The following is a 17,839-nucleotide window of genomic DNA, read 5'->3' as shown; positions in this document are numbered from 1 at the left end:
CCGTCCTCTCGCCGCGCCCGCCGCCGTCCCGTTGACGGCGGCCGGCGCATCCGGAACGACACTAGGGAGCGGTTCGGGCACCATCTGGTACGTGACTTCCGACGGATACCTGGCCGACTGCCGCGCTCGCCTCGCCTTCGACCTGCTCTCGAACACCTGGAACTCGGTGGTGCTCTGGTCGCTTCGGGACGGGCCCAGCCGCCACGGTGAACTCCGTGACCGGATCGGCGGGATCAGCTCCAAGGTCCTCACCGAGACGCTGCGGCGACTGGAGTACAACGGACTCGTGGAGCGCCGGACGGCTGCGGCGTCCCGCGTCACGTACGTACTCACGCCCCTGGGGCGGACCTTGCTCGGACCGATCGACGCGTTCGGCGCACGGGCCTTCGAGCACGGTGACGAGGTGATGGCCGCCCAGGAGCGCCACGAGGTCCTGGGCGTGACGAGGCCTGGAGCGTGAGGAGCTCTGGAGCGTGTTGAGGTCTGGAGCCTTATGAGATCCAGAGCCTCATGAGGTCTGGCGCGCCTCTTCCCCGGGGTCGACTCCCAGGAGGGCGAGGGTGGCGGCGCGGAGCCATGTCGCCGCCTCTTCCACCGGCATGCGGCCCGCCCCGACCTCGTCTCCCGCCGCGTGGCCGAGGGCGGTGACCGCGGCCACCAGCCAGCCGGCGGGGGGTGCGGGGTCGAACTCCCCCGACGCCTGGCCCTGTTCGACGAGTCGGGTGAGCCTGGCCGCGACGGGTTCGTGCCGGGTCTCGTCGGCGGAGGCGCCGACGCGGGTGCCCCCGACCTGGAGGAGCACCGGGTTGCGTGCGAACAGCCGCCAGCCGATGTCCTGGAGCCGCAGCAGCGAGTCCAGCGCGGGCCCGCCCTCCTCCTCGGCCTCGTCCATCGCGGCCATGGCCTGGTCGGTGATCCGGTCGGCGACGGCGTCGACCAGTGCGTCCCGCGTGCCGAAGTGCGCGTAGACGGTCTGGCGGGTCACCCCCGCCTCGGCGGCGATGGCGGCCATTCCGGCGTCGGGCCGCCGGGCCAGCAGGCGTACCGCGGCGTCCAGGACCGCGGCCCGGCTGCGCTCGGCGTCGGCGCGGCGGCGGGGCCGCGACGCCCGGGGCGACGCGCCGGGACTCTCTTCGTCGGTGGGCTCGGCAGCAGTCAACTCTTACACCCTTGTCAGAAATACATGGCTCCCTATATCTTACGGGCATGTAAGAGTTCAGCCCAGGCCCCACGCACGGCAGGAGCACGGTGAACCCTCTTCGCACCACACCCCCCGGTCAGTTCGTCGCCGACTTCCTCACGACCTTCACCGAAGCCGTGGTGCACGGTGCGGAGGACCCCGCCGACCTGATGTCCCGGTACTACACGCACGATGTCGTCCAGGTGGCCGACGGCGTGACCCTGGACTGGGACCGCCTCCTCGCCCACCTCCGCCCGGTCCGCAGAAACCTGCGGGCGTTCCGGTTCGAGGTGCACGAGGCGTTCGCGGACGGCGACCGGATCGCGGCCCGCTTCACGATCCACGCCCGGATGCGCAAGGGCGGACCGGTCTCCACCCGGGTCCACATGTTCGCCGAATTCACCCCCGACGGCCTGCTGCGCCGAGCCGAACAGCTCACCCGACCCATCCCCGTCCCCGCCACCACCGCCGCCGCCGCCGCCGTCACCACCGTCGCATCGGAGACCGAGAAGTGATGGCCCCACGCGTCCGAGTCGTCCAGGGCCTCGCCCTGCTGTCCACCGGGGCCCTCGCCGGCGCCTTCGGCTACGGAGCGGCCAACCTCGTTCCCACCTTCAACGCCGTACCGCTCGACATGAGGCTGTCCTTCCACGCCCAGTTGATGCAGATGAACGGCATCACCATGCAGGGCGCCATGGGCATCTCCGCGCTCAGCGCCCTCACGCTCGCCGCCATGACGCGCGGGTCCGCCCGGTGGCTGGCCGGCGGGGCCGGGCTCCTCGCCATCGCGTCCTTCCTGATCACCCGCCTCGGCAACGTCCCGATCAACGGCCGCATCAAGGAGTGGGCGGTCACCTCTGCCCCCGCCGACCACGCCGAGATCCTGGCCCGCTGGGAGGTGTTCAACTACGCCCGCACAGCCGCCGCGTTCGCCGCCTTCGCGCTGCTGATCCTGCTCTCGCTCCGTCGCGGCGACCCGGCCTGACGGCGCGGGAGGCGCCGGGGGCACCGGAGACGGAGAGGGGCGCGTCAGAGCGGCGGGAGCCGCTTGCGCAGGAGGCAGAACTCGTTGCCCTCCGGGTCGGCCAGGACGTGCCAGTTCTCGGTGCCGTCCTGACCGACGTCGGCGGGCCTTGCGCCCAGCGCCAGCAGCCGCTCCAGCTCGGCTTCCTGGTCGCGGTCGGTGGGGTTGACGTCGATGTGGAGGGGGAGCTTCCCGGTCCGCGGGTCGCCACTGGGGCTGAGGATGAGCGTGGGCTGCGGACCGCCGAAACCGGCGTCGGGCGGCCCGATCTCGATGCTTCCGTCGTCCTCCCGGCCGAGTTCGACGTAACCGAGGACCTCGCTCCAGAATGCGGCGAGCCGTTCGGGGTCGGCGCAGTCGATGACCAGTTCACTGATGCGGCATGCCATGCCTGTCAGTGTATGAGGGGCTCCGCGTGAAGTCCGAGAGCCCCGGAGTGGGCGCGCCTACTCCGCCCGGAGGGCCCGTGCCGTGGCGGTGCGGGCCGCCCAGCCGGCCGGCAGCAGGGCGCCGGCCGTCGCGATCACCACGCCGGCGGTCGCGAGGAGCGCGAGCAGGGGCGTGGTGTACACGTCGATGTCGGCCGGCGCCGACCGCGCGGCCCATCGCCGGCATCACCCAGTGGTGGAGCGCCACGCCGAGCGGCACCCCGAGCGCGCCCGCCACCAGGCCGGTGAACGTGGTGAAGCACGCGGCGGGCGCACGCGTTTCGGTCACCGTGGAGCACCCGGACGGCGGGTTCCGGGTCCGGGCGGTGATTCCGTGGGAGGCTCCGTGAGCGACGCTCCGCGTGTGGTGATCGTCGACGAACAGGCGCTGGTCCGCACCGGTTTCAGGATGATCCTCGCCGCCGACGGCGAGGCGGCGGTGGGGGCCGTGCGACGGACCCGGCCGGACGTCGTCCTGATGGACATCCGGATGCCGGGCACCGACGGTCTGGAGGCCACCCGCCGCATCGTCGCGGACGAGCCGGCACCGCCCAGGATCGTCGTCCTCACCACCTACGACCTCGACCGGTACGTGTACGCGGCGCTCGACGCGGGCGCGAGCGGCTTCCTGCTCAAGGACGTGGCGCCGGAGCACCTGACGGCGGCGGTCCGTCTCGTCCGCTCCGGTGACGCGCTGCTCGCCCCGGCGATCACCCGCAGACTGGTGGAGCGCTTCGCCGTCTCCGGTGGGCGTCCGGGCGCCCCGCACCGTGAACTGGCCGCCTTCACGCCGCGCGAGCTGGAGGTCCTCGAAGCTTTGGCGCGCGGCCTCAGCAACGCCGAGCTGGCCGCGCGGTTCCGGGTGAGCGAGGCGACGGTGAAGACGCATGTCGCCCGCATCCTGTCGAAGCTCCGGCTGCGCGACCGGGCCCAGGCCGTGATCGCCGCCTACGAGACGGGTCTCGTCACGCCGGGCCCGGACAGCCGGAGCCCGGCCGGCTCCGACTGAGCGACCAGGCCGAACGACGGGCCGTCCGGCAGCACGCCCGGAAGCCCGCCCGGCAGGGCATCCGGCAGGTCGTCCGACGGCCCGTCCGGCCAGGGGTCGGGCAGGTCGTCCGGCAGCGGCGCCTCCGGGCGCAGGAGGTCGTCGAGCGCGGTGAGGCGGATGAGCCGGAGGATCCGGGGCTGGTCGCAGACGAGTCTCCAGCGCGCGCCGCGCTGTCGTGTGCGCCCGGCGCAGTGGGCGAGGAGGCCGAGCCCGGTGGCGTCGCAGAAGGTGAGGCGCCGGATGTCGAGGGTCAGGGCGTCGGACTCCCGGACGAGGGCGTCGAGCTCGGGCCGCAGGTGCCGTACGAGGACGAGGTCGAGCTCGCCCCGGAGGGCGGCGACGGTGAGATCGCCGGTCGAGTGGACGACGAGGTACGGGTCATGACGGGGGATCAGCTGCATCGGACGCTCCACAGGGTGGCTCCATGTGTAGCTTCGAGCGTGGCCGCCCCTCGCCGGGGAGGGACGTTTCGCCTCGGCAGCTGTCACCTGAATCGGTGAATGTGCGGGCCGCCAGGTCCCGTCCGTACGGCCGAGATCCACACAGGAGGACGAGCGGGGCGCCCGTACGCCCCACTTCCCTGACGACGCCGTCGAAGTCCGAACCGCTGACCGTCTGCCCGCCAGTCCGCTAGCCCGCCGTGTGCGACTGGTCGGCTCCCCCAGGCGTCGCCGCCAAGGCCTCCGCCGTGATGCGGTCGAACTGGGCACCCATGGCGGCGGAGAGCGCCTGTGCGGCCGAGAGGGGCCGGACCATGACGGTGAAGTCGTCGATCCTGCCCTCCTCGTCGAAGTGGAGGAAGTCGCAACCGTTGATCTCCTTGTCGCCGACCTTCGCGACGAAGACGAGGGCATGGTCCCGGCCGTCCGCGCTCGCGATCTCGCGGACGTACCGGAAGTCGGTGAAGACGCGCATGACTCCGCGCAGGATCGCGGCGGTGATGGCCTTGCCGGGGTACGGGCGGAAGGCGACCGGGCTGGTGAAGACGACGTCCTCGGCGAGCAGTGCCTCGACGGCGGCGTGGTCCTGGGCCTCCACGGCCTTGCGGAACGGATGCATCAGACGCCTCCATATGCAACTTGTTGAATAGGTGCAGAGGCAGCTAACCGCATCGCTCGCGTCCCGTCCAGTGACGGGCCGCGCCCGCCGCCGATCAGCCCTCGGGCGTCGCCAGAGGGGCCCGCCGGAGGGGCGGCCGGCTCAGCGTGGTCCACGCCCGCAGCAGCCACTCGACCGGCCCGTACCGGTGACGCCTGAGCCACCACCGGCCGATCACCACCTGCGCGGCGAACAGCGCGAGGGCGACGGCCAGGACCACCTGCGGCGACACCCGGCCCACGAGAGCCGCCCCGTACCCGGTGAACAGCAGGGCGCAGACGAGGGACTGGGTGAGGTAGCCGGTCAGGGTCATGCTGCCCACGGGGCCGAGCACAGCCACCGTCCGCCTCCCGAGCCGCCCCTGGGTGAGCCGGAGCACGGTGGCGGCGTACGCGGCGGCGAGCAGCGGCGCGGTGACGACATCGATCCCCATCGCGAGGATCTGGTACGCGCCTCCCGGACACACCAGGCTCGCGTGGGCGTACACGACGGCGCCGAGGAGCCCGACCGTGAAGCCCGCCCACTGCAGGCGGACCAGCAGTGCCCGGTGGCGGGCGAGATCCGCGAGCGCCCGGACCCGCCCGGCGGCGAAGCCCAGGAAGAAGGCGGCAAGGGCGGCCGGGGCCTGGAAGAAGGCGAGCAGGAAAGCCATCTCGGGCAGCTGCCCCAGGTTCGCCCGGATCACGGAGCCGGGGCCGCCGCGCAGCTCCGCCGCGACCCGCTCGGCCTCGGCCGCCACCCCGGGAGCCACTCCCGCCTCACCGCCCGTCAGATGCACGCCCGCCGCGAGGAGCACGTACACGGCGGCGGTCACGACGAAGAGGACCACGGCCGTACGGACGGCGGTGCGGGGACGGATCCGGCGGGCGGCGAGCAGGACCAGGCCGAGGACGGCGTACGCGGTGAGGATGTCGCCGGTGAACAGCAGGGTCGCGTGCAGGGCACCGAGGACGAACAGGCCCGCCAGGCGCCGCAGGAAGCGCGGGACGAAGCGGGCGCCGCTCCGCTCGGCGGAGGCGAGCTGGAGGGTGAAGCTGTAGCCGAAGAGGAACGAGAACAGCAGGAAGAACTTGGCCTCGAAGAACACCGCGACCACCCAGCGGACGGCGTCGTCGAGAGGCGAGGCGAAGCGGGGGTCCTCAAGCCCCGTGCCGTGGTAAGTCGACGCCATGTAGCCGATGTTGACGACGAGGATGCCCAGGAGGGCGAACCCGCGCAGGGCGTCGACGTGCGCCAGGCGTTCCGGGCTCGCCCGTGGTTCGGTGACCTGCCCCTTGGTCCGAGTGGGCAACTGCTTCATGATCTTCCCCCAAAAACTATCGCGGACGGAACGCTCGTTTCGAGAATGAACGTACTACCATCGATAGCGCAAGCGTCATTCCCGGCCAGGCGGCCGGGCCGACCACGAGAAGGAGCGCCGATGGACACGCGGCCGGTGGTGCGCAGGGGCGTACCCGCAGGGAGCGAGGCGCGGGTCGCCGCGCTGTACTGGGAGGCGTTCGGACGGAAGCTCGGTGCCGCCCTGAACCCGCCCGACAAGGCCCGGGCCTTCCTCGCGGCCCACCTCCACCACGACCGGGGCGTCACCGCACTCGTCGACGGCGAGGTGGCGGGGGTGGCGGGCTACCAGCTCGACGGCCGCGGGCTCACCGGCGGCGGGGCGGGAGACGTCCTCGCGGCGTACGGGGTGCTGCGCGGGCTGCCACGGCTTGCCCTCCTCACCCTTTTGGAGCGGCGCCCGGCGGCCCACGAACTCGTGATGGACGGCATCGCCGTAGCCCCCGAGCACCGGGGCGCGGGCATCGGCGCCCGGCTCCTGAGCGAGATCGCGGCCGTCGCGGCCGAGGCCGGCTGCCATCGCATCCGGCTCGACGTCATCGACGTCAACCCGCGGGCCGGCGCGCTGTACGAGCGGCACGGCTTCACCGCCGTGCGCACCGAGAACACCCCTTATCTGCGCGGCCTGATGGGCTTCGGCGCCGTCACGACGATGCACAGGCCCGTCACCGCGGCCGACTCCGGCCCCCGGCCCGCCGCCGGCGCCGACCCCCGGCCCGACTCCGACCCCCGGCCCGACTCCGACCCCCGGACCGGCGCCGGCCTCGGCTCCCGCCACGACGGCGACGGCCTCGGTGGGGAGGGCCGGTGAAGCCCGCGACCCCCTGGAACCCGATCCCCACCCGTACCCTCGTACACGCCCTCGTCCGCGAGGACGGCACCGTCGACGCCGGGGAGCTCTACGCCGTCGCCGGGCTGCTCGCGATGACCGACCAGCAGGTCCGGCTCTGCGTCAAGCGGCTCATGGCCGAAGGGCGTTTCACCCACGAGGGCAGGGGCCGCAAGGCCGTCCTCCGCGCGGTCGCCGATCCCAGCGGCGCCCTCGCCCCCGACGCCGCCCACGTCCGCTACGCCTACCGCCAGGACCACGGGCTCGCCCCCTGGGACGGCGTCTGGCACCTCTTCGCCTTCGCCGTCCCGGAGTCCGCGCGGGCCGCCCGCGACGCGCTCCGCGACACCCTCGTCGGGCTCGGCGCCGCCCCCGTCCAGGGCGGCCTGTACGTGGCCGCGAACCCGATCGAACCGCTCGTCGAGGCCCACGCCCAGCACCTGGGCGTCGCCGCCCAGGTCACCTACCTCACCAGCACCGACCTGCGGGTCGGGGAGCCCGCCGCGCCACGGGAGCTTGCCGCCGCGCTCTGGCCCCTGGACGAGATCGCCGGCCGGCACGAGGAGCTGGCGGCTTTCGCCCGCTCCTGCCTGGACCGGCTCGCCCGCCCGGAGGCCCTGGCGGACGCCGAGCGGCTGACGCTCGCCGTCCAGCTCGCCGCCGCGTTCACGTACGCCATGCGGCCCGACCCCCTGCTGCCCCCCGAGCTGCTCCCCCGGCCCTGGCCCGGCGCACGCGCGCGCGAACTCACCGCCACCGCCTGGGCCGCGCTCGCGCGGCGCCCCGAACCGGAGTCCGGGTCGCCGCTTCCCCGCCTCTTCGCCCTGTACGGGGACCTCGGCGCCGACGCGTGAGACGCGGGCCGCGTGCGGGGTCCCCGGGGGCTTCGTCGGCGCTCCGGGATCAGCCCGCGAAGCGCGCCATCCACGCCTCGACCTCGGCCGAGGAACGGGGCAGGCCCGCCGACAGGTTCTCGTGGCCGTCGTCGGTGACGACGAGGTCGTCCTCGATCCGGACACCGATGCCACGCCACTCCTCGGGCACGGTCAGGTCGTCGGGCTGGAAGTAGAGACCCGGCTCGACGGTGAGCACCATGCCCGCTTCGAGGACGCCGTCGACGTGCTCCCCCGTGCGCGCGTGGGCGCAGTCGTGGACGTCCAGGCCGAGCATGTGCCCGGTGCCGGCCATGGTGAAGCGGCGCTGGAGGCCGAGCTCGTACGCGCGGTCGACGGGGCCCTCGACGAAGCCCCACTCGACGAGCCGCGCCGTCAGATGACGCTGGGACGCCTCGTGGAAGTCGCGGAACGGGGCGCCCGGCTTGACCGCGGCCATGCCGGCCTCCTGGGCCTCGTACACCGCGTCGTACACCTGGCGCTGGACCGGGGTGAAGGTGCCGCTGACGGGGAGGGTGCGGGTGACATCGGCGGTGTAGAGGGAGTGGGTCTCCACGCCGGCGTCGAGCAGGAGCAGTTCACCGGGCCTGACCGGGCCGTCGTTGTCCGTCCAGTGCATGATCGTGGCGTGCTCGCCGGCGGCGCAGATGGTGCCGTAGCCGACGGCGTTGCCCTCCAGGCGTGCCCGGCGGAAGAAGGTGCCCTCGATCCACCGCTCGGAGGAGGCGATCGCCCGGGACAGTTCGCCGACGCAGTCGGTGAAGCCGCGCACGGTGGAGTCGACCGCCTTGCGCATCTCGCCGAGCTCCCAGGCGTCCTTGACGAGCCGGAGTTCGCTGAGCGCCTCCTCCAGCTCGTCGTCGCGCCCCTCGTCGGTGGTGACGGCCGCTTCGAGGGCCGGGTCGTGGCCACGGACGATCCGGGTCGGGACACCGGACCCGGCGGCGAGGTCCTCGGCGGCGGTACGGACGTCCCGGCAGGGCAGTCCGAGGACGCGCTCCGCCTCCGCGAGGGACCGGCGCCTGCCCATCCACAGCTCCGCCGTGTTGCCGGTCCAGAACTCGTCGTCGTTCCGGCTGTCGCGGGGCAGCTGGTAGCAGTAGGCGTCGTGGCCGCCGTCGGCGCGGGGTTCGAGGACGAGGGCGCCGTCGCGTGCCTGGTCCCCGGTCATGTGGACGTAGCCCGAGTACGGGCGGAACGGGTAGGTGTCGTCGTTGGAGCGGGTCTTGAGGTTGCCGGAGGGGACCACGAGACGCTCGCCGGGGAAGCGTGCGGAGAGCGCGGCGCGGCGGCGGGCCGCGTACGGGGCCTGCTCGTCGGGTTCGAGTCCGTGCCGCTCGGTGTCCGCCCACCCCGTCCTCATCAGCGCGGAGAGTTCCTCGCTGACGCCGCCTCCGTAGAGGCCGTTCTTGCGACCCTTCGCCACGTCCTGAACCTTCTTCCCGGTGAGTTCGGTGAGTTGCTCGTCCGCCGGCGGTCCGGCGGTTCCCGGAAGGTACTCCGCCCGGCACGCCCCGGGTGCCCGGATCGGCCACTGGCACGGATCGGACACCGCCCTGGGGCGGCGGGGCGATAATGCGGGGCATGGCGAACCACAAGCTCAGCGAGGCCCTGCGGGTTCTGGGGATCGGTGAGGAGGCCGTACGGGTCTATCTGGAGCTCATCGAACGGGGCCCCGCGCCGCTGAGCGCGATCAGCTCCGGGGCGGGTCTCGAGGGCGCGGCGTTCTCGGCGGCGTACGGCGAACTGATCGACTCGGGTCTGGCGAGCGCCGCCGAGGACGACGCGGACCTGGTGGCGCCGGTTCCGCCGGCCGCCGGTCTGGAGATCCTCGGCCGGCACCGGGCGGCCGAGATCGACGAGTCCCGCATCACCGTCGGGGGCGCGTTCGAGTCGTTCCGGCGGCAGCGGCTCGCCGCGTACGACGACCGGCTCGTGGAGGTCGTCACCGGGGACGCGATCGGTCTCCGGATGCGGCAGGCCTGGGCCAGTGCCCGGGAGGAGATCCGGCAGTTCGACTCGCCGCCGTACTTCCCGCTGGAAGGCGCCACCGAGGACGCGCTCGCCACCCTCGCCCGCGGGGTGACCCAGCGGGTCGTGTACTCACGGGAGTCCCTTGAGCATCCGGGGCAGCTGGAGAACTCCATCGAGCCCTGTATCGAGGCGGGCGAGCAGGCGAGGGTCCTGCCGTCGGTGCCGGTGAAGCTCGTGATCATCGACGACGCGTACGCGCTCGTCTCCCTGTCGATCAGGGAGACGGACGTGTACAACACGATGCTGGTCGTGCAGCCGTGCGGGCTCCTCTCGGCGCTCGTGGCGCTGTTCGAGCAGGCCTGGCAGAACGCGCTGCCCTTCCACGGCCGTTCGCCGCGTCCCGCCGGTCTGCCGCCGGCGGACCGGCGGCTGCTCCGGCTGCTCGCGGCCGGGGCGGCCGACGACGTCATCGCCCGGGAGATCGGGGTCAGCCGCCGCACCCTCTTCCGCCGGGTGCAGGTCCTGATGGCGCGGCTCGGTGCTACGAGCCGGTTCCAGATGGCGTTGCAGGCGCAGCGCTCGGGGTGGCTGTGACGGTCGCCGCCTCGACGGGGGCGGCCGGGGCGGGGGCCTCCGGGACGGCGGGGGCCGGGATCTCCGGGACGACCGGGGCCTCCGTGGCCGGCTGTCCCGCGCCGGTGAGCTGCTGCCACAGGTAGGTGTAGACGAGCGCGCTGTTGTGGGCGGCCTGTTCGTTGTCGCCGGCGCCCGCGTGGCCGCCGCCGGTGTTCTCGTGGAACAGGACGCGGTGGCCGAGTTCCCTCAGTCGCGCCGCGGTCTTGCGGGCGTGGCCGGGATGGACGCGGTCGTCGCGGGTCGAGGTCATCAGGAGGACCGGCGGGTAGTCGCGGTCGGCGGCGAGCCGGTGGTACGGGGAGATCGCGCGCAGGTGGGGGCGGTCGGCCTCGTCGTCGGGGTCGCCGTACTCGGCGATCCAGGACGCGCCCGCGAGGAGCTTGTGGAAGCGGGTCATGTCGAGGAGCGGCACCTGGGCGACGATCGCGCCGAACAGCTCGGGGTGGCGGGTGAGCATCGCGCCCATGAGAAGCCCGCCGTTGCTGCCGCCCGACGCGCCCAGCATGGCCGGGGTGGTGATGCCCCGCGCGACGAGGTCCTCGGCGACGGCGGCGAAGTCCTCGAAGGCCCGGGGCCGTTCGGCGCCGAGTGCGGCCTGGTGCCAGTCGGGGCCGTACTCGCCGCCGCCCCGGATGTTCGCGATCACGTGGGTGCCGCCGCGCTCCAGCCACGCCCGGCCCGTCACGGCGCCGTAGTACGGCGTGAGGGAGACCTCGAAGCCGCCGTAGCCGTAGAGCAGGGTGGGGCCGGGGCCGGTGGCGGCGCGGTCGGGGCCGATGACGAAGTACGGCACGCGCGTGCCGTCGCGGGAGGTCGCGAAGTGCTGGGCGACCGTGAGCCCGGCGGAGTCGAAGCGGTGCGGGGCCTGCTTGAGCACCTCCGAGCCGGCTCCGATCCGGCCCAGGTGGAGGGTGGAGGGCTGGAGGAACCCGGACACGTCGAGGACGTACTCGTCGGACACGTCGGGGTCGGTGTCGACGACGCTGACGGCGGACAGCTCCGGAACCCCGACGAGCGGCTCGCGCGTCCAGCTCCCGTCGGCGCCGGGGGTGAGGACCTCGATGCGGGTGCTGACGTCCCGCATCGTCTCCAGGATCAGGTGGTTACGGGTCCAGCTGTGCCCGGCGAGCGCGGTCCGCCGGTCTGGCGTGAAGAGCACCTGGGGCGTGCGGTCGCCCGCCAGGAAGGCGTCGAAGTCGAACGCGAGGAGCGAGCCGGTCGGCTGCCCGAGCCACGCGGACTTGAGGGTGACGATCAGATGGCGCCGGTGGGCGTAGGCGACGGCGTCGTCGGGCACGTCGATCCGGAGGCGCGTGCCGTCGGGCCGCAGGAGGTACGTCTCGCTGCGGAAGAAGTCGAGGGAACGCCCGACGAACTCCCGCTCGAACCCGGGTGTGGTGTCCCGGTAGCCCCAGGCGGCCACGTCCCCCCGCTCGCCCTCGAAGACGAGTTCGGCGGCCTCCACCGGGGTACCGCGCCGCCATCGGCGGACGGTGCGCGGATAGCCGGAGTCGGTCAGGGAGCCGGGCCCGAGGTCCGTACCGACGAGGACTGTGTCGGCGTCGACCCAGCCGATGCGCGTCTTGGCCTCCGGAAGCCGGAAGCCGCCGTCGACGAACTCACGGGTCCCGAGGTCGAATTCACGGACCACGACGGCGTCGCCGCCGTCCCGCGAGAGCCGTACGAGAGCCCGGTCGTACTCCGGCCGCCGGACCCGCGCCCCGTCCCACACCCACTTCTCGCCCTCGGCGGCGGCCAGCGCGTCGACGTCGAGCAGGATCTCCCACTCGGGCACCTCCTCCCGGTACCGCTCCAGGGTCGTGCGCCGCCAGACCCCGCGCACATGCTCGGCGTCGCGCCAGAAGTTGTAGAGGTACGCCCCGCGCCGCACGGTGTAGGGGATCCGGTCGGAGGCGTCGAGCACCTCCCGCAGGCGCGTCTTCAACGCGCCGAACCCGGCGTCCCCGGCCACCGTGCGCGCCGTCTCGGCGTTCCGCTCGGCCACCCACGCGAGGGCGGGCTCGCCCGAGATGTCTTCCAGCCACAGGTACGGATCGTCATCGGTCACGCCTCGTATTGTGCAGGCCGGGACGGACCCGTGTGCGCGGTCAGCCACGTCCACCCCTGCTGCGTAGCAGCAGACAGAGGAAGTACGGGGTGCCGATGGCGGCGGTCATCAGGCCCGCCCCGAGCTGGGCCGGTGCGATCACGGTCCGCCCCACCAGGTCGGCGGTGCAGACGAGGACCGCGCCGAGGAGGACCGCGACGGGCACCACGCGGGCGTGCCGGCGGCCCACCAGGGCGCGGGCCGCGTGCGGGGCGACGAGCCCCACGAAGCCGATCGTGCCGGCGGCGGCGACGGCGGTGGCGGTGAGCAGGACGGCGAGGACGAGGAAGCCTAGGCGGCCGCGTCCGAGGCGCAGGCCGAGCAGCCGTGGGGTGTCCTCGTCGAGCGACACCAGGTCGAGTTCGGTACGCCGGGCGGCCGCGACGGCCACGCCGACGGCGAGGACCGCGGCGAGGGGCACCACGTCGGGCAGGGAGCGCCCGTAGGTGGAGCCCGAGAGCCAGGTGAGGGCCTTCGTCGCGTTGAACGGGTCGGTGAGGATGATCAGGAGGCTGATCAGGGCGGCGGCGCCGATGGCGACGCCGAAGCCGACGAGGACGAGCCTGTTCTGCTGGAAGCCGCCCCGTGCGGCCAGTCCGAAGACGAGCACGGAGCTGGCGGCGGCGCCCGCGAAGGCGGCGGCCGCGACGCCCCACGAACTGGCCAGGGGCACGGTCGTCACGAGGAGTACGGCCCCCAGCGCGGCGCCGCCTGAGACGCCCAGGATGCCGGGTTCGGCGAGCGCGTTACGGGTGACGGCCTGGACGAGGGTGCCGGCCAGGGCGAGCGCGGCGCCCGCCAGGAGGGCGGCGAGGACGCGGGGCACCCGGGTGTCGAGGACGAAGGTGACGGTCCGGCCGGCCTGCCCCTGGGCCCAGTTGACGACGTCGCCGAGGAGCAGCTTGCTGTCACCGAGGAGCACGCCCGCGATGACGATGCCGACCAGGACGGCCACCAGGGCCGCGGTGACGGTGAGGAAACGGGCGCGGCTCCTGATGCGGAGCCGCTCGGTGGCGGTGGCTCCGGCCGTGTCCCGGACGCGGGTGGCCATGACGATCAGGAAGACGGCGCCGACGAGGCTGGTGACGACGCCGGTGGGGACGGCGACCGCCACGTCCGCCGGTACGACGGCCCGCAGCAGGACGTCGGAGCCGAGGACGAGGGCGGCGCCGGCGAGACCGGCGGCGGGCAGGAAGCCCCGGGAGCGGGTGAAGCCGCGGAACCTGCGGGCGAGGGGCCGGACGAGCGCGGGGGCGCACAGACCGACGTAGCCGACGGGTCCGGCGAGGGTGACGGCGGCCGTGGAGAGCAGGGCGGCGAGGACGACGGCCGTGACCCGGGTGGCGCGGACGGGGACGCCGAGCCCCCGGGCGGCGTCGTCACCGAGGGCGAGGGCGTCGACCCGGCGGGCGATGAGCAGCAGTCCGACGAGGCCGACGAGGGCGATCGGGGCCATCTGCAGGACGCCGCCGAAGCCGTTCTGGGAGATGCTGCCCTGGTTCCACTCGTACAGCCCCTCGGTCTGCCGGGGGAACAGGAGGAGCAGGCCCTCGGTGACGGCGGTGAGGCCGAGGGTGAGGGCGCTGCCCGCGAGGACGAGCCGGACCGTTCCGGCGCCGAGGCCCGAGAGGGCGAGGACGACGGCCGCCGCCGCGAGACCGCCGGCGAACGCGAAGGCCGAGGACGCGAACAGCGGGAGCGAGAGGCCGAAGGCGGCGGTGAGGCCGAGCGCGAAGTAGGAGCCGGCGTTGACGGCGAGGGTGTCGGGCGAGGCGAGGACGTTGCGGCTGACGGCCTGGAGGGCGGCGCCCGCGATGCCGAGGACGGCGCCGACCAGCAGGCCGGCGGTCATCCTCGGCAGACGGGAGGCGACGACGACGGAGGCGTCGGCCGGATCGGCCTGGCCCGTGAACGCCTTCCACACCTCGGGGGCGCCGACGGCGGCCGTGCCCTGGGTGATGTCCACGAGCGCGAGCGCGGTGACGAGAAGGACCAGGGCGGCCGTCACCGGGGCCGTGCCCGTGCGGGACGGGGCCGCCGGCGGACGGGTGGCGGGGGTGGTTGCGGTGACGGCCATGGTGTTACTTCGTCAGGGCGGCGACGACGGAGTCGACGTACGTGCTCATCGACCGGGGGCCGCCGAACATCCAGATGCCGTCGGGCAGCCGGTGCACGTTGCCCTTCTTGACGAACGGCAGGGACGTCCACACCTTGTCCTTGGCCAGGACACCGGTGAACGGCGTGCTGGCGGCGTCGCCGTCGTTGCCGACGTACGCGAACTGCACGTCACCGAGCTTGGTGAGGCCTTCGACGTCGGTGGCGGCGAGGCCGTAGGCCGGGTCGCCCTTGACGGTCCAGGCGTTCTTCAGACCGAGCTTCTCGCTGACGGCGCCGATCAGCGAACCGCTGGTGTAGGGGCGGATCGAGACCTGGTTGGACATGACGTAGCCGTCGGCGAAGGCGTACGCGCTCCCGGCGAGGCCGGCGTCGGCGAGCTTCTTCTTTCCTTCGTCGAGCTTCGCCTGGAACTGCTTCTTGAGCTCGTCGGCCTTCTGCGTGGTGCCGGTGGCCTCGGCGATGGCGTCGAGGTCCGCGGTCATCCGGCCGATCGGGTCGGCGGCGTCGGCGGCCTTGAGGGTGAGGACCGGGGCGACCTTGCGCAGCTGCTTCACGGCGGCCGGCGGCAGGTCCGTGGTGGCGACGATGAGGTCGGGCTTCAGGGCCGCGACGGTCTCCACGCTCGGCTCGCCGCGGGTGCCGATGTCATTGGGCTCGTTCTTGAGCGGGACGGCGGTGTCCCAGGTCTTGTAGCCCTTGACGTCGGCGACGCCCACCGGGTCGACGCCCAGCGTGATCAGGTGCTCGACGACGTTCCACTCGGTGCCGACGACCTTCTTGGCGGGGCCGTCGAGCTCCACCTTCGCGCCCGTGGAGTCGGTGAGGGTGATGCGTTCGGTGGTCTTCTTCGCGTCGTCGGCGGCGGGCTCGGTGGTGCCGCAGGCGGTCAGGGTGAGGGCCGCGGTGGTGGCGGCCGCCGCGGTGAGGAGGAGGCGTCTCATGAGGTGGTGCTGAGCCTTTCGCTTCGCGAGTGGTGGCGGCCCAGCGCACGGGTGCGGAGCCGGCCGGTGAGGGGATCGGTGTCGACCTCGATGCGGATGCCGTACGTGCCGGTCAGGCGCTCCGGCGTCAGGACGTCCACGGGGCTGCCGTCGGCGACGACCCGTCCCGCGTCGAGCAGGACGATCCGGTCGGCGACGGCGGCGGCCTGGTCGAGGTCGTGGAGGACGGCGCCGACGGCGATGCCGTGGTCGTCCGCCAGGTCACGCATGAGGTCGAGGAGTTCGACCTGGTAGCGGAGGTCGAGATAGGTGGTCGGTTCGTCGAGCAGCAGGACGCCCGTCTCCTGGGCGAGGCAGCCGGCGAGCCAGACGCGCTGGAGCTGGCCGCCGGAGAGGTGTTCGGCTCCGCGTCCGGCGAGTTCGGCGACGCCGGTCATGGCGAGGGCGCGGTCCACCGCGGCCCGGCCGTCCGGGTCGGCCTTGCCCCAGCGTCCGCGGTAGGGGTAGCGGCCGAATTCGACCAGGTCCCGTACGGTCAGTCCGCTGGGTGTGGGGCGCCCTTGGGTGAGCAGGGCGACATGGCGCGAGAACTGACGGGGGCTCATCGCGAGGCAGTCGGTGGCTCCGTCGAGGACGAGCGTGGCGGTCCGCGGCTGCTGGAGCCGTGCGATCGTGCGGAGCAGCGTCGACTTGCCGCTGCCGTTCGGCCCGACGAGGACGGTCACTTCGCCGGGGCGCAGCGTCATGGCGGCGTCGTGGACGACGTCGACGCCTTCGTACGCCACGGTGACACCCGTGGCCGAGAGTTCGTGACCGTGGGGACGCGGGGTCGCGGCGGTCTGTTCAGCTGCTTGCACGTCGCAGAGGTTAGCCTAACCTTACCGATCACCGGAAGGGGGGTCCGCGAGGCCGCCCGCAAGACCGAATCCGGCCAAGCTCGCGACCGCCTTCGCGCAGTCACGGCGGAACCTCGGGGAAGAACCGCACCCCTACCCCTGTTGGTAGAACCGTGAACGATTTCGTGGTCGAAGAGGCAGCCGCCCGGGCGGTCGCGCGGCGGCAGCCCGCGCCGGTGGACGTCGCCGTCATCGGGGCCGGACAGGCGGGCCTCTCGGCCGCCTTCCATCTGCGCCGCGCCGGGCTCGAACCGGACCGGGACTTCGTCGTCCTCGACCACGCCCCGCGGCCGGGCGGCGCCTGGCAGTTCCGCTGGCCCTCCCTCACGTACGGCAAGGTCCACGGGATGCACGCGCTGCCCGGCATGGAGCTGACCGGCGCCGATCCCGCGCGCCCCTCGTCGGAGGTGATCGGCGCCTACTTCGACACCTACGAGCGCACCTTCGACCTGCGGATCCACCGTCCCGTCGACGTGACGGCCGTCCGCGAGGGGGACGGCGGACGGCTCCTCGTCGAGACCTCCGAGGGCGCGTACGCCACCCGGGCCCTGATCAACGCCACCGGCACCTGGGACCGTCCCTTCTGGCCGCGCTACCCCGGCCAGGAGACCTTCCGGGGGCTCCAGACGCACACCGCCGGATACCCGGGCCCGGCGGGGTTCGCCGGCAAGCGGGTCCTCGTCGTCGGCGGTGGCGCCTCCGGCACCCAGCACCTCATGGAGATCGCGGACGTCGCCGCCGAGACGTTCTGGGTGACCCGGCGCGAACCCGTCTTCCGCGAGGGCCCCTTCGGGGAGGCGGAGGGCCGGGCGGCCGTCGCGCTCGTCGAGGAGCGGGTGCGGCGCGGGCTGCCTCCGCAGAGCGTCGTCTCGGTCACCGGGCTCCCGCTCAACGACGCGATCCGCTCGGCACGCGCGCGCGGGATCCTGGACCGTCTCCCGATGTTCGACCGGATCACCCCGACCGGCGCGGCCTGGGACGACGGCCGAAGCATCGACGTGGACGTGATCCTCTGGGCGACCGGTTTCCGGGCGGCGATCGACCATCTGACCCCGCTGCGGCTGCGCGAACCGGGCGGCGGCATCCGGGTCGAGGGGACGCGTGCGGTACGGGACGAGCGCGTCCACCTCGTCGGCTACGGACCCTCGGCCTCGACGATCGGCGCCAACCGGGCCGGCCGCGCGGCCGTCTCCGACATCCGCCGCCTCCTCCGCGGCGCCCCCGTGACGGCCTCGGCGGCCGTCACCACGGCCACCGCTCCGGTCACCGCCGCCGCCACCGCCACCGCCCCGGCCGGGTGAACCGATGGCACCGGCCCGGTCGTAC

At 73.4% G+C, this 17,839-nt stretch carries 19 protein-coding genes; 8 read left to right on the top strand and 11 right to left on the bottom strand.

Annotated features, from left to right (window positions below; genetic code table 11):
* Positions 1 to 91 precede the first annotated feature (91 nt).
* Complete coding sequence (locus tag ACIRB7_RS09845) at positions 92 to 460, top strand: winged helix-turn-helix transcriptional regulator (RefSeq protein WP_403594954.1); 369 nt, start codon at positions 92 to 94, stop codon at positions 458 to 460.
* Positions 461 to 508: 48 nt separating this feature from the next.
* Here ACIRB7_RS09845 and ACIRB7_RS09840 read toward each other — a convergent pair whose 3' ends face one another.
* On the bottom strand, positions 509 to 1,159 hold the full coding sequence (locus ACIRB7_RS09840) for a TetR/AcrR family transcriptional regulator (RefSeq protein WP_403594951.1): 651 nt from the start codon (positions 1,157 to 1,159) through the stop codon (positions 509 to 511).
* An 89-nt stretch (positions 1,160 to 1,248) separates the two neighbouring features.
* Here ACIRB7_RS09840 and ACIRB7_RS09835 point away from each other — a divergent pair, with 89 nt between their 5' ends.
* Positions 1,249 to 1,695: a nuclear transport factor 2 family protein gene (locus ACIRB7_RS09835; protein ID WP_403594948.1), complete on the top strand. Its 447-nt coding sequence runs from the start codon at positions 1,249 to 1,251 to the stop codon at positions 1,693 to 1,695.
* Positions 1,695 to 2,165, top strand: a complete 471-nt coding sequence (locus tag ACIRB7_RS09830; protein ID WP_403594945.1) for an anthrone oxygenase family protein — start codon at positions 1,695 to 1,697, stop codon at positions 2,163 to 2,165. The genes ACIRB7_RS09835 and ACIRB7_RS09830 overlap by 1 nt, the downstream gene beginning before the upstream one ends.
* A gap of 44 nt (positions 2,166 to 2,209) precedes the next feature.
* On the opposite strand, the gene ACIRB7_RS09825 is transcribed toward ACIRB7_RS09830, so the two are convergent.
* Entirely contained in the window at positions 2,210 to 2,593 is a 384-nt protein-coding gene (locus ACIRB7_RS09825; RefSeq protein WP_403594942.1) for a VOC family protein, read from the bottom strand.
* Positions 2,594 to 2,650: 57 nt separating this feature from the next.
* The gene (locus ACIRB7_RS09820; RefSeq protein WP_403594939.1) at positions 2,651 to 2,776 is read right to left on the bottom strand and encodes a hypothetical protein; all 126 of its coding nucleotides are present in this window, start codon (positions 2,774 to 2,776) and stop codon (positions 2,651 to 2,653) included.
* 202 nt (positions 2,777 to 2,978) lie between these two features.
* On the opposite strand from ACIRB7_RS09820, the gene ACIRB7_RS09815 reads away from it, so the two are divergent.
* On the top strand, positions 2,979 to 3,641 hold the full coding sequence (locus tag ACIRB7_RS09815; RefSeq protein WP_403594936.1) for a response regulator: 663 nt from the start codon (positions 2,979 to 2,981) through the stop codon (positions 3,639 to 3,641).
* Here ACIRB7_RS09815 and ACIRB7_RS09810 read toward each other — a convergent pair.
* The 3 genes from ACIRB7_RS09810 to ACIRB7_RS09800 all read right to left on the bottom strand — a co-directional run bounded on the left by ACIRB7_RS09810 (position 3,581) and on the right by ACIRB7_RS09800 (position 6,081).
* On the bottom strand, positions 3,581 to 4,084 hold the full coding sequence (locus tag ACIRB7_RS09810) for an STAS domain-containing protein (RefSeq protein ID WP_403594933.1): 504 nt from the start codon (positions 4,082 to 4,084) through the stop codon (positions 3,581 to 3,583). The two genes, ACIRB7_RS09815 and ACIRB7_RS09810, sit on opposite strands and share 61 nt — an antisense overlap.
* Positions 4,085 to 4,313: 229 nt before the next feature.
* Positions 4,314 to 4,742 (bottom strand): nuclear transport factor 2 family protein, encoded by a 429-nt coding sequence (locus ACIRB7_RS09805; RefSeq protein ID WP_403594930.1) that lies wholly within the window; start codon positions 4,740 to 4,742, stop codon positions 4,314 to 4,316.
* Between the two features lie 94 nt (positions 4,743 to 4,836).
* A complete protein-coding gene (locus ACIRB7_RS09800; RefSeq protein WP_403594927.1) occupies positions 4,837 to 6,081 on the bottom strand; it encodes a DUF418 domain-containing protein in 1,245 nt (414 codons plus the stop codon).
* Between the two features lie 120 nt (positions 6,082 to 6,201).
* Here ACIRB7_RS09800 and ACIRB7_RS09795 point away from each other — a divergent pair, with 120 nt between their 5' ends.
* Both ACIRB7_RS09795 and ACIRB7_RS09790 read left to right on the top strand, forming a co-directional pair.
* Positions 6,202 to 6,930 carry a GNAT family N-acetyltransferase gene (locus ACIRB7_RS09795; RefSeq protein ID WP_403594924.1) on the top strand — a complete coding sequence of 243 codons (729 nt, stop codon included), beginning with the start codon at positions 6,202 to 6,204 and terminating at the stop codon, positions 6,928 to 6,930.
* Entirely contained in the window at positions 6,927 to 7,802 is an 876-nt protein-coding gene (locus tag ACIRB7_RS09790) for a PaaX family transcriptional regulator C-terminal domain-containing protein (protein WP_403594921.1), read from the top strand. The genes ACIRB7_RS09795 and ACIRB7_RS09790 overlap by 4 nt, the downstream gene beginning before the upstream one ends.
* A gap of 49 nt (positions 7,803 to 7,851) precedes the next feature.
* On the opposite strand, the gene ACIRB7_RS09785 is transcribed toward ACIRB7_RS09790, so the two are convergent.
* Positions 7,852 to 9,267 carry an aminopeptidase P family protein gene (locus ACIRB7_RS09785; protein WP_403594918.1) on the bottom strand — a complete coding sequence of 472 codons (1,416 nt, stop codon included), beginning with the start codon at positions 9,265 to 9,267 and terminating at the stop codon, positions 7,852 to 7,854.
* Positions 9,268 to 9,425: 158 nt separating this feature from the next.
* On the opposite strand from ACIRB7_RS09785, the gene ACIRB7_RS09780 reads away from it, so the two are divergent.
* The gene (locus ACIRB7_RS09780; RefSeq protein WP_403594915.1) at positions 9,426 to 10,409 is read left to right on the top strand and encodes a LuxR family transcriptional regulator; all 984 of its coding nucleotides are present in this window, start codon (positions 9,426 to 9,428) and stop codon (positions 10,407 to 10,409) included.
* Here ACIRB7_RS09780 and ACIRB7_RS09775 read toward each other — a convergent pair.
* From ACIRB7_RS09775 to ACIRB7_RS09760, 4 genes are read right to left on the bottom strand one after another with little or no spacing between them, the layout of a single operon-like run.
* Complete coding sequence (locus tag ACIRB7_RS09775) at positions 10,357 to 12,528, bottom strand: prolyl oligopeptidase family protein (RefSeq protein WP_403596153.1); 2,172 nt, start codon at positions 12,526 to 12,528, stop codon at positions 10,357 to 10,359. The two genes, ACIRB7_RS09780 and ACIRB7_RS09775, sit on opposite strands and share 53 nt — an antisense overlap.
* 31 nt (positions 12,529 to 12,559) lie before the next feature.
* Positions 12,560 to 14,635, bottom strand: a complete 2,076-nt coding sequence (locus ACIRB7_RS09770) for an iron ABC transporter permease (protein WP_403594912.1) — start codon at positions 14,633 to 14,635, stop codon at positions 12,560 to 12,562.
* Positions 14,636 to 14,639: 4 nt separating this feature from the next.
* Positions 14,640 to 15,617 carry an ABC transporter substrate-binding protein gene (locus tag ACIRB7_RS09765; protein ID WP_403594909.1) on the bottom strand — a complete coding sequence of 326 codons (978 nt, stop codon included), beginning with the start codon at positions 15,615 to 15,617 and terminating at the stop codon, positions 14,640 to 14,642.
* Positions 15,614 to 16,474 (bottom strand): ABC transporter ATP-binding protein, encoded by an 861-nt coding sequence (locus ACIRB7_RS09760; protein WP_403594906.1) that lies wholly within the window; start codon positions 16,472 to 16,474, stop codon positions 15,614 to 15,616. The genes ACIRB7_RS09765 and ACIRB7_RS09760 overlap by 4 nt, the downstream gene beginning before the upstream one ends.
* 215 nt (positions 16,475 to 16,689) lie before the next feature.
* On the opposite strand from ACIRB7_RS09760, the gene ACIRB7_RS09755 reads away from it, so the two are divergent.
* Positions 16,690 to 17,814 carry an NAD(P)-binding domain-containing protein gene (locus tag ACIRB7_RS09755; protein WP_403596150.1) on the top strand — a complete coding sequence of 375 codons (1,125 nt, stop codon included), beginning with the start codon at positions 16,690 to 16,692 and terminating at the stop codon, positions 17,812 to 17,814.
* Positions 17,815 to 17,839 lie beyond the last annotated feature (25 nt).

This window comes from Streptomyces sp. NPDC093795, assembly GCF_044764665.1.
Lineage (GTDB): Bacteria > Actinomycetota > Actinomycetes > Streptomycetales > Streptomycetaceae > Streptomyces.
This window is presented reverse-complemented; position numbering and strand designations above follow the sequence as displayed.

Excerpts from the sequence above, each read along its gene's own strand:
- ACIRB7_RS09825 (WP_403594942.1), bottom strand. The coding sequence starts at position 2,593 with ATGGCATGCCGCATCAGTGAACTGGTCATCGACTGCGCCGACCCCGAA.
- ACIRB7_RS09765 (WP_403594909.1), bottom strand. The coding sequence starts at position 15,617 with ATGAGACGCCTCCTCCTCACCGCGGCGGCCGCCACCACCGCGGCCCTC.
- ACIRB7_RS09770 (WP_403594912.1), bottom strand. The coding sequence starts at position 14,635 with ATGGCCGTCACCGCAACCACCCCCGCCACCCGTCCGCCGGCGGCCCCG.
- ACIRB7_RS09795 (WP_403594924.1), top strand. The coding sequence starts at position 6,202 with ATGGACACGCGGCCGGTGGTGCGCAGGGGCGTACCCGCAGGGAGCGAG.
- ACIRB7_RS09810 (WP_403594933.1), bottom strand. The coding sequence starts at position 4,084 with ATGCAGCTGATCCCCCGTCATGACCCGTACCTCGTCGTCCACTCGACC.
- ACIRB7_RS09830 (WP_403594945.1), top strand. The coding sequence starts at position 1,695 with ATGGCCCCACGCGTCCGAGTCGTCCAGGGCCTCGCCCTGCTGTCCACC.
- ACIRB7_RS09805 (WP_403594930.1), bottom strand. The coding sequence starts at position 4,742 with ATGCATCCGTTCCGCAAGGCCGTGGAGGCCCAGGACCACGCCGCCGTC.
- ACIRB7_RS09800 (WP_403594927.1), bottom strand. The coding sequence starts at position 6,081 with ATGAAGCAGTTGCCCACTCGGACCAAGGGGCAGGTCACCGAACCACGG.
- ACIRB7_RS09780 (WP_403594915.1), top strand. The coding sequence starts at position 9,426 with ATGGCGAACCACAAGCTCAGCGAGGCCCTGCGGGTTCTGGGGATCGGT.